At 32.8% G+C, this 14,905-nt stretch carries 10 protein-coding genes; 6 read left to right on the forward strand and 4 right to left on the reverse strand.

The features are described 5' to 3' along the window. Positions 1 to 111 precede the first annotated feature (111 nt). Together ACKTTV_RS05835 and ACKTTV_RS05840 are read left to right on the forward strand one after the other, a co-directional pair. Positions 112 to 3,162, forward strand: coding sequence for a glycosyl hydrolase family 18 protein (locus ACKTTV_RS05835; RefSeq protein ID WP_408029883.1), 3,051 nt, complete (start codon positions 112 to 114; stop codon positions 3,160 to 3,162). A gap of 147 nt (positions 3,163 to 3,309) precedes the next feature. Continuing rightward, a complete protein-coding gene (locus ACKTTV_RS05840; RefSeq protein WP_408029884.1) occupies positions 3,310 to 3,849 on the forward strand; it encodes a LysM peptidoglycan-binding domain-containing protein in 540 nt (179 codons plus the stop codon). A gap of 255 nt (positions 3,850 to 4,104) precedes the next feature. Here the strand turns inward: ACKTTV_RS05840 and ACKTTV_RS05845 are convergent, their stop codons facing one another. Further along, entirely contained in the window at positions 4,105 to 5,316 is a 1,212-nt protein-coding gene (locus tag ACKTTV_RS05845) for an RsmB/NOP family class I SAM-dependent RNA methyltransferase (RefSeq protein ID WP_408029885.1), read from the reverse strand. A gap of 179 nt (positions 5,317 to 5,495) precedes the next feature. Between ACKTTV_RS05845 and ACKTTV_RS05850 the strand changes: the two genes are divergently transcribed. Genes ACKTTV_RS05850 through ACKTTV_RS05865 form a run of 4 tightly spaced genes read left to right on the forward strand, consistent with a single transcriptional unit; the run spans position 5,496 to position 9,610 of the window. After that, positions 5,496 to 6,302 carry an SH3 domain-containing protein gene (locus ACKTTV_RS05850; protein ID WP_408029886.1) on the forward strand — a complete coding sequence of 269 codons (807 nt, stop codon included), beginning with the start codon at positions 5,496 to 5,498 and terminating at the stop codon, positions 6,300 to 6,302. Between the two features lie 6 nt (positions 6,303 to 6,308). Then, entirely contained in the window at positions 6,309 to 8,426 is a 2,118-nt protein-coding gene (recG, locus tag ACKTTV_RS05855; protein WP_408029887.1) for an ATP-dependent DNA helicase RecG, read from the forward strand. 33 nt (positions 8,427 to 8,459) lie between these two features. Then, a complete protein-coding gene (locus tag ACKTTV_RS05860; protein ID WP_408029888.1) occupies positions 8,460 to 8,888 on the forward strand; it encodes a hypothetical protein in 429 nt (142 codons plus the stop codon). A gap of 20 nt (positions 8,889 to 8,908) precedes the next feature. Further along, positions 8,909 to 9,610, forward strand: a complete 702-nt coding sequence (locus ACKTTV_RS05865) for a hypothetical protein (RefSeq protein WP_408029889.1) — start codon at positions 8,909 to 8,911, stop codon at positions 9,608 to 9,610. Positions 9,611 to 9,625: 15 nt separating this feature from the next. Here the strand turns inward: ACKTTV_RS05865 and ACKTTV_RS05870 are convergent, their stop codons facing one another. The 3 genes from ACKTTV_RS05870 to ACKTTV_RS05880 all read right to left on the reverse strand — a co-directional run bounded on the left by ACKTTV_RS05870 (position 9,626) and on the right by ACKTTV_RS05880 (position 14,857). After that, a complete protein-coding gene (locus ACKTTV_RS05870) occupies positions 9,626 to 10,732 on the reverse strand; it encodes a DNA alkylation repair protein (protein WP_408029890.1) in 1,107 nt (368 codons plus the stop codon). Between the two features lie 31 nt (positions 10,733 to 10,763). Continuing rightward, positions 10,764 to 11,189, reverse strand: a complete 426-nt coding sequence (locus tag ACKTTV_RS05875; protein ID WP_408029891.1) for a heme-degrading domain-containing protein — start codon at positions 11,187 to 11,189, stop codon at positions 10,764 to 10,766. A gap of 1,217 nt (positions 11,190 to 12,406) precedes the next feature. Beyond that, positions 12,407 to 14,857 carry a TonB-dependent receptor domain-containing protein gene (locus ACKTTV_RS05880; protein WP_408029892.1) on the reverse strand — a complete coding sequence of 817 codons (2,451 nt, stop codon included), beginning with the start codon at positions 14,855 to 14,857 and terminating at the stop codon, positions 12,407 to 12,409. Between the last annotated feature and the right edge of the window lie 48 nt (positions 14,858 to 14,905).

Here is a 14,905-nt window from a genome sequence, read left to right on the forward strand (position 1 = left end):
CCTTTATGTGGTAAAGGCTGTTTTAGGTTGTTAATTTCGTGTTGTTTGTCGATTTTTTTTTAAGACTCATGCAATAATTAGGAATTTCATAATCAACTAAATTATATATTTATGAAACCCTTCTTACTTATCCGAAAAAGGATGTTTATAGCATTCTTTTTCCTAACAGCGTGTTTGTACGCGCAAGTCAACACTGGTGGAAATGCCACCACTGCAAACCATCAAAAGCAAGTAATTGGATACATTACCAATTGGGATGCTTGGAAAAACAATAGAGCAGGTGTACCCGGCGCCGGAGCTTTAACCCATTTAAACATTGATTACTCTAAGTACACTATTTTGAATTATTCATTCTTTGGTGTAGCAAGAGACGGATCATTACACAGTGGAGATCATCGAAATAAAAGTATTTATAAAGATGGTGTTTCACAAGAACCTAAAGATATCTTTTTTAAAGACATCTACAGTAGCTGGGATTTACACATCCTATTTGGAGAAATTGAACCACTTCAATACATAAACGAAGAGGCGAAAAGAAGAGCGGAAGCTCAAGGATTTCAAGTAGCGGTTAACGGAACATCATGGACACAACCTACTTGGGGATTAAGTGGAGGTTTACCGTTACCATTGCACAAGGAAACTGGAGCTCCAGGTTTATTAGAGTTAGCTCATCAAAATGGAGTTAAAGTAATGGCTTCAATTGGGGGATGGAGTATGTGTAAGCACTTCCCTGAAATGGCTGCCGATCCAGTGAAAAGAGCAAGATTTATTGAAGACTGTAAAAAGTTAATTGCTACAGGTTTTGATGGAATTGATCTTGATTGGGAATATCCTGGGCCTTATTCTGGAATGAACTTCACGGGTACTCCAGAAGATTTTGCAAACTTCGAAATTTTAGTAGAAGAAATTAGAGCGGCTATCGGACCAGATAAATTAATTACTTCGTGTTTTTCAGCTGATCCAAGAAAACTAGACGGTTTTAACTGGGGACGTTTAGTAAATTCGATGGATTACTTTAACATGATGACCTACGATTTCAACGGAGGATGGTCAAACAAGGCTGGACATAATGCTCCAATTTATCCTTACACTGATGCTGAAGTACCATTTTTTAACTGGCAATCTACATTACAGAAATTAAACCAATTAGGAGTTCCTAAAGGTAAAATTTGTATGGGATCTCCTTTTTACGGAAGAGGTGTCGTAACTGATGGACCTGCGGATTTAAATGTAAAAACAGTAAAGCGTAATGAAACAGTACAGCCTGATGGACCTATCGTTACAGCAGCAGATTACACTAATTGGAAAAAAGAAGTGTATGATGGTACACCTAATTATTTCTTCATTAAACAAAAAGCTCTATCTCCTAATAGTGGATGGACAAGAAAATGGGATAATGAAGCAAAAGTACCATACTTAGTTAAAGGAAATTACTTTTTAAGTTATGACGATGAGGAGTCTATAGGAATTAAAGCACAGTTTATCAACGACAATTCTTTAGGAGGAACAATTGTTTGGACTGTTTATGGAGACCTTGAATTCGGAGGAAGTGTTACCTCATATGGTACTAAGTTAAAAAAGTGGTCAAATGTAAAATCGCCACTAGTAAATAAAATCAACGATGTTTTCGCAAATGGAAACGGGGGAGGAAATGTTGCTCCAACTGTTAGTATAACTGATCCTTTAAATAATGCTGTTTTTCAAGTAGGAGATACTATTACAGTAAAAGCAAATGCATCGGACAGTAATGGTACTGTAACTAAGGTTGAGTTTTTCAACGGAGCAACTAAGTTAAGTGAAGATACTACGAGTCCTTATTCACATGTAATAACGAATGCTCAAGTTGGTACTTACAATTTTACGGCCAAAGCAACCGATAACGAAGGAGCTTCAACTACTTCTACAGTGGTAAAAGTAACAGTTAAGGATGGAACGCAAAATGTTGCTCCTGAAGCATCGATTACCTCTCCTAAAAACGGAGATTCATTTGTTGAAGGAACAGCAGTAACTATTGAGGCTAAAGCCACTGACGTAGATGGTACTATCGCAAAAGTAGAATTTTTCAAAGGAGCAACAAAATTAGGAGAAGTAACAGCTTCACCATATAATTATGTTGTAAATGGATTAACAGTTGGTAAGTATTCGTTTACGGTAAAGGCAACTGATGATTTAGGAGCTTCAACAACTTCTGCAGCTGTTGAAATAGATGTAACAAAAGATTCAACGGGGCCATGTGATAAATATCCAGTATGGTCGCCTTCTGAAGCTTACCCTACAGGAACAGATGTAAAACACAATAATATTCATTATAGAAATAGATGGTGGTCTAGAAACCAAAATCCAAGCACTAACTCAGGTCCTTGGCAAGTTTGGGAAGAAATTGGACCATGTGACGGAGGATCAGGAACCAATAAGCCTCCGAAAGTAAAAATAGATTCTCCAGTAACTGGAACAACACTAGATAATGGAGCAACTATTAATATTCAAGCAAGTGCGTCTGATAGTGATGGAACTGTAGCTAAGGTAGAATTCTATAATGGGGCTACAAAACTAGGTGAAGATTTATCAGCACCTTATGCTTACAGTATAGCTAATGCTCCAGAAGGAGAGTATAACTTAACAGCAAAAGCAACTGATGATAAAGGAGCTTCAACAACTTCGGTAAATGTTGTAGTAACTGTTAAATCTGGAACAACTGGAGGTTGTGCAGGTGTAGTTCAGTATGTAGCTGGAACTTCATATCAACAAAATCAAGAAGTTCAAAATCAAGGAGCAAAATATAGCTGTAAAGTAGCAGGTTGGTGTTCATCAGCATCTGGTTGGGCTTATGCTCCTGGAACAGGAATGTACTGGGATCATGCCTGGACTAAAGTTGGAACATGTACAGCTCCGGTAGTAGGTAACAAACTTGAAGTTTATCCAAATCCTGTATTAAGTAAATTAACTCTTTTGAATTCGAAAGAATCTAGCGCAATTGCTGGAAGTGTTGAAGTTCAATTAGAGGTATATAATATCAGTGGTGTACAAGTAATAAATTCGAATGTTAACTCAAATAATGGAAGTATTACATATGATGTAAGTTCTTTAAGAAAGGGACTATATTTCTATGTAGTTCATTATGGACAAGTAAAATACGAAGGAAAATTTGTAAAAGCTGAATAGTGATTCTTTTAACCTTGTTCTGGTCCTGTCTAACAAAAGTTAGACAGGATTTTTTTATAGTTCTGGTTTTTAAGTGTTTGTTATTCATGTTTTTAATTCGTTTTAATTAAAAAGATTCGTAAATTTGAATAACTTATTAGGGGAATCATGAAATATTTTATACTACTAACATTATTGGTTTTTAACCAGTTGTTACTACACGGACAAGAAAAACAGCTACCTAAAGGTTGGGATAAAATTATACTCAATAAAAAAACGGCTTATATGAATTTGGTAACAGGTGAAGTGTCTAATACTTTTCCTAAGAAAGCAGCTGAAGAAAATAAGAATGTCGAGGAATTTGATCCAACTATTATTCATATTGTTAAAGAAGGAGAAAACCTAAGTAATATTGCACGACAATACGAATTATCGTTAGGTACTCTTTATAAACTCAATAGTATGAGTAATTTTGATGAACTTAATGTGGGAACTGAAGTTGTTTTGGGGTATGCAGCCAATCAGGAAGAAAAGCAAGAATTCTTCGAAAAACTAGGGATGTCAAAATACACAATTCATAAGGTTGGAGAAGGTGAAACTTTATATAGCATTTCAAAACAATATAATTTACCCATAACTGAATTAAAACGTAAAAACAATATCGAAAACAATACTATTTACTTGGGACAAAAGCTCAAAATTAAATAGTTATCTTAAAATACTGTTAAACTCAAACAATTACTGTAACTGACTTGTTATTTGGTCGTCTTATAATTGATTACTTAACAATAACAGTTGGTGATTAGTTAGTTTTTAATAGTTGATTGAAGAAGGCTCAAATTATTCATTTTGAGCCTTTTTTTGTGATTATTTAATAACCTAATCTTTTAAATACTTGCGAAAATTACTTGAAGTAAGTAGGTTATGTCTTTAAGGAAAGGATAGATTCATAAAATCTCTCAATTATTTTCTTTCAAGTAGTGCCATATAAAACCCGTCGTATCCGGATTTATGAGCTAAAACCTTTTTATCACTTACAAAAGAAAAATCTTTACCTTCATCTGAAGCCAAAAATAACTCAACTTGTTGCTGGTTTTCTGATGGTAATACAGAGCACGTAGCATAAACAAGTTTCCCTCCTGGTTTAACCATTTTTGAATACTTAGCCAACACTTCTTGTTGAATGCCTCTAATTCTATCTAAAAATGAAGGCTCAAGCTTCCATTTACTATCAGGATTTCTTCTAATAACACCTAATCCAGAACATGGAGCATCGATCAATACACGATCAGCTTTATCATGAAGTTTCTTGATCACTTTCGTTGAATCAATAACTTTGGTATCAATATTATGAACTCCGTTTCTTCTAGCACGTACCTTTAACTTCTTTAATTTACTTTCGTAAATATCCATAGCTATAATTTGCCCTTTATTTTGCATCAAAGAAGCCAAGTGCAATGTTTTTCCACCAGCGCCAGCACAAGTATCAACCACTTTCATTCCTGGTTGAACATCTAAATATTTTGCTACTAATTGAGAAGAAGCATCTTGAACTTCAAAATATCCTTTTTTGAAAGCCTCCGTTTTAAAAACGTTCGCACGTTCCACTAGTTTTAAAGCATCATCATACCCTTTAATAGGAACGGCATTGATATTTTCAGTTGCTAGAACCTTTTGAAGTTTATCTTTGGTAATATTAAGAGTATTGGTTCTTAAAATAACTTCTGCTTGTTTGTTTAGAGCGGAAATCTCTTTTGTCCAAACATCTTCCCCTAATTCTTGTAGACCAATCTCATCAATCCAATCAGGAATCGATTCTCTGAATTTTCTAATTTTCAAAAGTTCATCAAATTTTCCTTTAATTCTTCGAGTAGGAGTTGGTTCAATTTGATTCCAATCAGGTAATTGAATTCCTCTCAACACACACCATACAGCAAACATTCTCCATAAATCAGGTCTTGAATATGGTTCCTTAACATTGGCTATTTCAGCATACAAACGTTTCCAACGAACAATATCATAAATAGTTTCTGCTACAAACTTTCTATCTCTAGCTCCCCAGCGTTTATCTCTTTTCAAAGCTAACTCCACAGCTTTGTCGGCATAAACATCCTCATTAAAAATATCGCGTAAACTATCAATAACCGCGAAAACCAAGTTCCTATGTAATCTCATTGATTGAATTTAAGGCTGCAAAGATAGTTGATTTTAGTGGTTTTTTGTATTTTCGTTAATAGGAACTGTCTTAATTTAATATGTCAATAAATTCAGATAGATTGAAGGACGAACATCTTGTAGTTTGTTAAAGACAAGTCTCTTAAGATTGTATTGTGAAAAAATAGAACAAACTTCCAATGAAAAATTTGACGATATTTTTTTTATTTCTTGGGTTAATCTCTTCGAATATAAGAGCTCAAGAAGAATATATACACGAAGCTATAGAGTTTTCACTCAATGATAAAGTTGTTTTATTTGGGAATGATGTGAAACTAAGAAGCGAACCTAATACAACTTCAAAAACCTTAGAACTTTTACCAATTCTTTCAAAGCTAACGGTACTAGAAAAGACAACTAAAACCTTTTTTTACAATGGAATTGAAAATCCTTGGTATAAAGTTAAGACAACAAACAATCAAGAAGGATATGTGGTAGGAGGTTTATTAGCATTGGATAGTAAGAAGGTTGATAATTGGACCTATCTGGTCCAGTTGAAGCTTAATGAAGAAAAATCGTTTACGGTTTTAAGGGCAGTCCAAGGAAATAGTTCTGAGTATATTGAAACAACTCATCAATTAGCGAATTCTACATTTTCGGTAAAAACCTATTCCAACAAAGGTGTAGAGGGAATTAAGAATATGATTTATATAGATTATATGGCAGAGGCTTGTGGTGAAGAAGGTGGTGGTGTTTATTTTTTTAATGATGGTGATTCCCTGATAAAGGCAGTTGAGGTATCACATGTTTTTAATGCTGATGTTTATTGGTTAGAAGAAACAATAACTTTTCCAAATGAAGAGGGAGGTAGTACAGGGAAGATTATTTTTTCTAGAGAAGAAGGAGAAACATTTAATAATGAGATCCTACATGAGAAAAAAACAATTGAAACGAAAGAATTTATTTGGGAAGGGAAGGAACTAAAATTAGATACAAGACAGGAGTAATAAAAGATGAACTTAAACAGTCCAGTTACATACATAAAGGGAGTAAGTGTTGCTAGAGCTGAATTATTGTATTCGGAATTAGGTGTTAAAACTTGTCGAGATTTATTACATCTTTTCCCGTTTCGTTACGTTGACAAAACACAGTTTTATACAATTAACCAATTACAACAAAACTCTTCTGAAGTTCAAATTGTTGGAAAAATTACGGGGATTAAAACGGTAAAGCAGAAAAGAGGGAGTCGATTGGTAGCGATATTTTCTGACAGCACTGGAACTATGGAACTCGTTTGGTTTAAAGGTGCTAAATGGATAAAAGACAATTTAAAAGTTAATGTTCCATATGTGATTTATGGGAAATTAAATTGGTACGGAGGAAAAGCTAGTATGCCACATCCTGAAATGGAAACAGTACAGGCTTACAAAAGTAAGCTTCAAATGGCGATGCAGCCTGTATATCCTTCTACTGAAAAGTTATCGAATAAAGGGATTACCAATAAGGTCGTGAGGGGAATGATGATGAACTTGTTTCAACAGTTTTTTAGTACTATTGAAGAGAGTTTACCGCAATATTTAATCGATAAGCATGAATTGATAGCCAAGAAGGAGTCACTACTGAATATACACTTTCCGAAAAGCCAGGAATTGTTAGCAAAAGCTCAGTATCGTTTGAAGTTTGAGGAATTGTTTTTTATACAGTTGCAATTACTTCAGAAAAAACTCATTCGAAAATCAAAATTAAAAGGATTTGTTTTTGGAGAGGTTGGTGAAAAATTCACGGAGTTCTATTCAAATCACTTACCATTTAGTTTAACCAATGCCCAGAAAAGAGTTTTAAAGGAAATTCGGAAAGATGTCGGTTCTGGTGCTCATATGAATCGATTGTTACAAGGAGATGTTGGATCTGGAAAAACGATTGTGGCATTGTTAACAATGCTTTTGTCAATTGACAATGGGTATCAGGCAACGATAATGGCCCCTACAGAAATTTTAGCCATACAGCATTATAATGGAATAGCTCAGTTACTTGAAAACACATCCATCAAGGTTGATTTGTTAACAGGTTCAACCAAAACAAAAAAACGCCGTGAAATTCATGCAGGTTTAGAAGAAGGGAGTTTGCATATTCTCATTGGAACTCATGCTATTTTGGAAGATAAAGTACAGTTTAACAATCTAGGAATTGCCATTATTGATGAGCAGCATCGTTTTGGTGTAGAACAGCGTTCTCGTTTATGGAAAAAAGGAAGGCAAGTTGAGGGAGAAGAATTAGTCCCGCCACATATTTTGGTCATGACAGCGACGCCTATTCCTAGAACTTTAGCAATGTCTGTTTACGGAGATTTAGATGTTTCTGTAATTGATGAATTACCTCCTGGAAGAAAAGAAATTAAAACAGTACATCGTTATGACAGCCACAGATTGGGAGTTTTCAAATTCTTAAAAGATGAAATAGAGAAGGGGAGACAAGTGTACGTTGTGTATCCGTTAATTCAAGAATCTGAGGCTATGGACTATAAGGATCTAATGGATGGTTATGAAAGTATAGCCAGAGAATTTCCTAGTCCAAAATATCAAATTAGTATTGTTCATGGACAAATGAAACCAGCTGATAAAGATTATGAAATGGATCGGTTTGTAAAAGGTGAAACACAAATAATGGTGGCTACAACGGTAATAGAAGTAGGAGTGAATGTTCCAAATGCTTCTGTAATGGTGATTGAAAGTGCTGAACGTTTTGGATTGAGTCAATTACATCAGTTAAGAGGAAGAGTAGGGAGAGGAGCAGAGCAAAGCTTTTGTATTTTATTGTCTAGTTATAAACTGTCATCTGATGGTAAAACCAGATTAAAAACGATGGTCGATACCTCAGATGGATTTAAAATTGCTGAGGTAGATTTAAAACTTCGAGGTCCAGGGAATATTATGGGGACCCAACAAAGTGGGGTGTTGAATTTAAAAATAGCAGATGTTGTAAAGGATTCTCCAATATTACATGTAGCGAGAAAAACTGCAATTGAAACAATTAATGACGACCCTGCTTTAGCAAAACCAGAAAACGATAGACTAAATAAGATAATTTCTCAGCTTCGAAAGAAAACAGGGATTTGGAGTAATATTAGTTAAAATTATTTAACAAGTTTTGAAGCGCATTAATTAATGGAGAATCGTATAAAATTGACATACAATTCAGAGGAAAATACTTACCGTATGCAGATAGATAATATTCCCAAAAACGTTTTTACTATAAATACCATTGAAAGCGAAACACATAAGATGTTCTCTGAAGGTAATTGGGTGTTTATCTTGTTTGCAGGCTATTCAGGATACGATCTAATAATGGTTTCGAAGTTTTTAGATATTGCAGATCAATATTCAGAGTTTAACTTTGCTTTGAAACCATATATGGATGATAGTAGAATACAAAGTTTTACAAAAGTAAATATCCAGAAAAAAGTTACTCCAATTCTTTTGCAAAAGAATAGAGAAACTTCAGTTTTTTTAGGTTCTCAAGTAATCAAAATAGAGGAAGCTGAACAAATACTCAATGAGATTAAGCTGAATGGAAAAAATAAAAAAAGGATTTGATACTTTAATTAATAGTTTTTATGGTAGGAAATGATAGAACTTTTAAAACCTTTGTAGATGAGTATTTTGAATCTTCAAGTTTAAGAGAGTATTTGGAATGCTATGATTACTGGAATCTTGTTAATGGATATGTTGAAACTCGTTATGGAATTTATCTAGGTTTTTTTGACATGTATATTAATGATATAGATGAAGAAAGCGAGTTGGATGGAATTGAATCCAGTTACAAGCTAGGTAAGAAATCCCAAACCTTACTCTTTGAAACTTTTAGAAAGCTTTCAAAAGAATTGTCAGAAGAATATGAAGAGTTTTGTCAAGAACAAGAATTCAAAGAACACTACCGTTTTCTAAAGGAAAAGTCCCAAGAAATAGAAAAAAGTTTCTGTAAAAAATTTATAGATATTTTTTACGGATCAAATAACAAGCATAACAACATAGAGGAAATTACTATGGACTCCATAATAGGTCGGTTTTCTCCATTTCTTGATTCAAATTTAAAAGTGCCACAGATAATGAGAGGCAAGAAAGAATTAACATCTTTCAAACTGAATTTTGAGTACTTCCTAAATCAATTATCTTCATATGGAAAATTTACATTTTATTTTGTAAAAGATGTTTATTATTATTGGCAAGATAGAGCCATTATAGCTTGCGATTTTGATAGTGATGGAGATAGAAGTAGTGTTCGATTTATCTATTTTCAATTATCTGACAATAATTAATGAAATGAATAGTATCTATTTAACTAATTGAAAATCATGTTTTTCAAATTCATTACCATTGATTATTATTGAAACTTGATGAAGTCCCACATGAAACTTTCTTGTTGTGATAATTTTAAAAGACTGTTTTCTAGTTATGCTAGTAGAACTGTTTGCCTCATACTCTTTTTCACTAATCTTAAAAACTTTTCTTGATAGAGAGCCGTTTGCCTTTTGATAATATAAACCATATTCTAACCTTAATTTAGCAGATGTTTGACTATTATTGTTGAGCAAGAATGAGAACTCTAGAGCCTCTCCAATCTTAACTAAGGGAGTAGTGATTTTAAATTTCTGGATTTCAATATGTTCTACAGAGCCAAAACCAAATAATTGTAATACTTGAGGTTCTCCTTGCTTTAAAAGAGTTCGACAACCATGCTTTACAACCCAGTCAAGTTCTTTTGATTTTCCTATCCAACGTTTCGCTATATCAATGACAATTTCGGGGTTATCTTTAGCAATGTCATTTAGATTATTGGCTACACTGCGTCTCACTGTTTCTGATACGTCACTCTTAAGTTTTTCGAGAATAGGAAGTATAGGGATTGGATTTTCTTTTAAAAAAGGAAGTGCCATGGCCCAAGGTAATCTTGGACGACATCCTTCTGTAGCTAATCTTCTCACCATATGGTGCTTGTGCGATGCCCAAGACAATAGCTGTGGAATCATTTGATCCTTGTATTTTATTATAAATGGGCGCACCGCAAACTCGCAACTGGTAAATTGTGTAACTCTTTCTATAGCTTTGATAGAAACATCGTAATGGTCAATTCCAAATACTTCAATATAATCGGGAAAGAACATATATTCTATAGAGGTTTCTCTAATGTCGTGCTTTTCGAGATGATTAATGATTTTGACAATTGTATTTATGTCGTCCTTAAAATTCTTTGAAAGATGATTGTTCAGAGTAACTGAAATATGACGCATACGTTGCTTTAATTCCATGTCATCCCAATCTTGATTAAAAATGGAGTCAATAAACGATTGTTTATTAAAATTTAATGAAACTTTTGTAACTATTTCAGAAAATTCATTTATAAATTTTTGATTGTATATGTTTTTAAAAAGTTCTGCCATTGTCGTTAATAAATATTGAGGTTATTTATGCTTATAAGTTTAACGAATCAATTATAATCTGATGATCTTCTACATCGCTTAAACCTGACACTGTAATTGTACCAATCATTCCAGCATTTTCAACAAACAATGGAATAGAGCCCCCTTTTGCTAAATAATCTTTATTAGATAATTGAAAAGTTCCTTCTAAAGTCATATTCCCGTTTTTTAAATCGTTTTTTACACTCAAAGAACTTTCTTCAAAGTGTTTTGCGACATTGGCTTTTCGTTTTAACCAATTATGTTTATCGGCAGGTAAGGTATCATCAACATATAAGAAGATAGAATGGTTTAATCTGCATATTTCTATAGCTATCTTTTGATTTCGCTCACGAGCTAAATCTATAATTTTCAGTCCCATTTTTAAAGCGCTATTATTTGAGAACTTTTGTAGTGTGATTTTTTTGAGTAGGTCCATTGATTTTTTTTCTAAAAGTAATGCATTTTACTTTCAAAAAATGTTAATAAAAGACTTATAATTTTAAATAAAAAAAAGGTTTTTGGAACGGGAATAAAAAAAAGATAAGAAGCATCTTTTTTTGAAAAAAATACTTCTTATTCTTTAAAACAAACTAAACATTGAAAAATAAAGGATAAAGTTTTTATCTTTAAAATAAAGATAGCTTTAACCCTCAATACATTCCTAGAAAGTTAGTTAAAAAGCATAAAAACATAGACAGAAAACAAAATAGAACTTACTAACAAATTAAAAGTGGAGATAAGTGTAAAAATAAAAACCTCTCTGTGAAAACAGAGAGGCATGAATCAAACAATTACGCATTAATATTTTTTAGAAACCCTTCATTTTTTCTATTGATATAATGCTCGACAAAAGTAAAACTGTGTTGAAGAAAATAGTATTAAATAAAACTTAAAAAAAAGCTAAACTTTACTGAAAAAAGAGCAGTCTGTTAAAGTGTTGTTTTGTCTTGGATTTACTAGTATTGTATTGGTTTAAGAGATAAAATATCATCTTTGTATTTCTATATGAATATGATTGATTTTAATTTAGTTTTTTTATTAAAAAAATGCTATTGAATGAAGCTTAATAAAAGCGATATAACATTTTTTTTAAAGAAGTAAATAAAAAAAGAAGTACTCCCCGCGAATACTTCTTATACTAACTTTGAATCTGTCTAACTATGATTTATTAAAAATTAAAATCAAATTTATAATTATACTCTAAAGATATGTTATTAATTAAGTAACGAATAAATTGTTAGTTGTATTGTAGGTATCTGTGGTTAAGTTGTTGATTTTTATAAGATAACCTTGTTTTGCCTGTTTAGGCATCGAATTAATTGCTTACAGATTTGTTCTGAAATCTATTATAACTAGACTCTTTTAATAGATTGTTTTTGGAATTGTTTGGGGAGTTTCACTTTATAAAGAATAATATTTATCTTATTCTGTTTAAATAAAAAAAGAAGCATTTTTTTAAAAATGCTTCTTCTTAAACTAACTAAACAACTATTTAAAAATAAAACTATAATAATCAAACTATACTTCAAAATTAAAAGATGTTTTAAAAGTATTTTACATTGTTAGTTGAAATGGTTGTTACTAAAGTTTAACAGAACAACTCTCTTGGTCGAAATACTTTAATCGACAGATTTTCTTCGGTAAGCCGAAAATTTACCCGCCAAAACCTTCACCACCTCCGTCATATTCTCTCTGAGGTCGTTCTCGTTTCTTTTTCTGATTAAACCTATAAGTGAAGCTCAAGGAAATTTGACGTTCTCTCCATTGAAATGAACCATCAACAATACTTGTTGGGTTTAATCTATCGCCATTATAAGTAATGCTTTCTCGTTTTCTGGAGTTTAAAAGATCTCTAACATTAAAAACTAATGTTGCTTTTTCCTTGAACAAATCTTTACTAAAAGAGAGGTCGGCAGAGAATATTCCTTTTCTTTCAGATTGAGCGTCTTCTTGAGGTCCACGATACATTATTCTGGTTTGCCATTGAACTTTTGCAGGTAAGGTTATTCTCGCATTAAATCTCGTAAACCAACTACTATTGTTAACCGCCTCTAACTGAGTTGTTGTTTGTGCTCCATTAGATGCAGTAGCTACATAAGTAAAAGCATCTGTTTTAAACTTAAAATAGTTAAAAGTAGCTGACAATCTAGCCCATTTCGCAGGAGAATAGTTGGTTGTAAGTTCAAAACCATATCGGTTTTCATTGTTTAAATTCGTCGGTTGGCGCACAAATACATTTGTTCCATTTCGTTCCTCGATAATGGATACCATTTGAATAATATCAGTAGAGTATTGATAGTATATGGAAGAGTTTAATGTCAATTTTTTAATTTTAGTTGTATACCCCAGGTCAAATGAACTGGTAAACATTGGATCGATATCAGGATTACCCCTAAAAACATTTGTTGCCGAACTTCTAGATTCAAAAGGGTTTAAAAACCAAAACCTTGGTCTACGTATTCTCCTACTATATCCTAACGTTAAATTATCCGTTTCGTTAAGTTCATAACCGAAATTTACCGTAGGGAACCATTCAGTATAATTTTTGTCAGAAACCTGATTTGTTGTAAGTACATTTAAATCGATATCAGTAATTTCAGTTCTCAATCCTAGTAAGTATGAGAATTTATCGATCTTATTTCCGTATTGCCCATAGAAAGCATAAATATTCTGTTTAAAATCAATCGCATTCGAAGGATCGAAAGTAAAAGGATTTCCATTGGCATCTCTTACTCTAAAGTCTGAATTTAAGTCTTGTAATGTTGACTTGTGTCCAAGCTCGAATTGACTGTTTTCTCCAATAGGGTGAACATAATCTATCTGTAGAAGTTTATCAACCGATTTTGTTGTTTGTGAGTTTTGTTCAATCAATGTTCCATTTTCGGTAATAGGTGCTAATTCGGTTTCGTCACTATCTCCATATTGAAGATCAACGATTAATTTTTTTCCTTTTCCGTCAAAGTTATTCGTATAATTTAAAGAAAACTGTTTGTCAACACCATCTTCGTTTTCATTTTCAACTCTGTTTTCAGTTGAAGTTAGTACGTTGTTAGCATCAAAGTTAGTCGTGATGTTTGTGGCAATATCTTCACCATTAGAATCTCTATAGAAAACAGAACCTGTTATTGAACTATTGTCGTTAATATAATATTCAAGACCTAATGAACCATTAAAGTTATTGTTCTTTCTGTCAAAAACTCGATCCTCATTTCTATAACTCTGCACAACACCATTTTCAAGATTTGTGAAGTAACTCTGCGAATTCCCTGGTCCTTTTCTATAGGAGTATCCGATGTTTGAAAATAAATTGAACTTTTTTGTACGATAATTTAGGTTAGGAGCTACGCGAAACATAGCAGGATATCCGGTTGTAACATTAATAGAACCGTTGAAACCGGTAATTTTACCCTTTCTTAAAATAATATTTAGGATACCTGCGGTTCCTTCCGCATCATAGCGAGCAGATGGAGAGGTGATTACTTCTACTTTTTCAATAGCATCAGCAGGTAGATTCCTCAGTGCTTCTGTTCCATTAAGACCAACTAAAGCGGAAGGTTTTCCATCAATAAGAATCCTCACATTTTCGTTTCCTCTTAAACTTACTGCACCTTCAGCATCAACATTTACAGAGGGAACATTATCTAGTACATCAGAAGCATTACCACCTTTGACCGTCATATCTTTACCAACGTTGTATATTTTTTTGTCTAGACGAATTTCAACAGTAGATTTTTCCGCTATGATCTCCACTTCATTAAGTTGCTCTGCATCTTCACTCAGTAGAATTGTTCCTAGATTCGAGTTTTTAGCAAATACCTTGTTTGGTAACTTTTTGGTTTTAAAACCAATATACTCGACTTTAATAGCATAAGAACCTTTTGGGATTTGAATTTCGAATATTCCAGTAGTGTTTGTAACTCCACCAGTGATTTTGTTGTTTTTAAGGTTCGTCAGAACTATTGTTGCATATTCTAGGGGAATATTGCTATTATTTTCTAAAACTTTACCAGTAATGGTTACTTTAGGAGATTTGCCTCCATAATTTTCTCTTTGAGCAAACAATGTTATACTAAAGAGTAAAAATAATACCGTGATATTTTTCATTGAATTAGTTTGTAAAGACCTTTGACTGCGAAGTTCTCTATAGGTTTA

The organism is Tenacibaculum xiamenense (genome assembly GCF_964513065.1).
GTDB classification, from domain to species: Bacteria; Bacteroidota; Bacteroidia; order Flavobacteriales; family Flavobacteriaceae; genus Polaribacter; species Polaribacter xiamenense.

Coding starts and splice junctions, on each gene's coding strand:
- ACKTTV_RS05835 (WP_408029883.1), top strand. CDS start 112: ATGAAACCCTTCTTACTTATCCGAAAAAGGATGTTTATAGCATTCTTT.
- ACKTTV_RS05840 (WP_408029884.1), top strand. CDS start 3,310: ATGAAATATTTTATACTACTAACATTATTGGTTTTTAACCAGTTGTTA.
- ACKTTV_RS05845 (WP_408029885.1), bottom strand. CDS start 5,316: ATGAGATTACATAGGAACTTGGTTTTCGCGGTTATTGATAGTTTACGC.
- ACKTTV_RS05850 (WP_408029886.1), top strand. CDS start 5,496: ATGAAAAATTTGACGATATTTTTTTTATTTCTTGGGTTAATCTCTTCG.
- recG (WP_408029887.1), top strand. CDS start 6,309: ATGAACTTAAACAGTCCAGTTACATACATAAAGGGAGTAAGTGTTGCT.
- ACKTTV_RS05860 (WP_408029888.1), top strand. CDS start 8,460: ATGGAGAATCGTATAAAATTGACATACAATTCAGAGGAAAATACTTAC.
- ACKTTV_RS05865 (WP_408029889.1), top strand. CDS start 8,909: ATGGTAGGAAATGATAGAACTTTTAAAACCTTTGTAGATGAGTATTTT.
- ACKTTV_RS05870 (WP_408029890.1), bottom strand. CDS start 10,732: ATGGCAGAACTTTTTAAAAACATATACAATCAAAAATTTATAAATGAA.
- ACKTTV_RS05875 (WP_408029891.1), bottom strand. CDS start 11,189: ATGGACCTACTCAAAAAAATCACACTACAAAAGTTCTCAAATAATAGC.
- ACKTTV_RS05880 (WP_408029892.1), bottom strand. CDS start 14,857: ATGAAAAATATCACGGTATTATTTTTACTCTTTAGTATAACATTGTTT.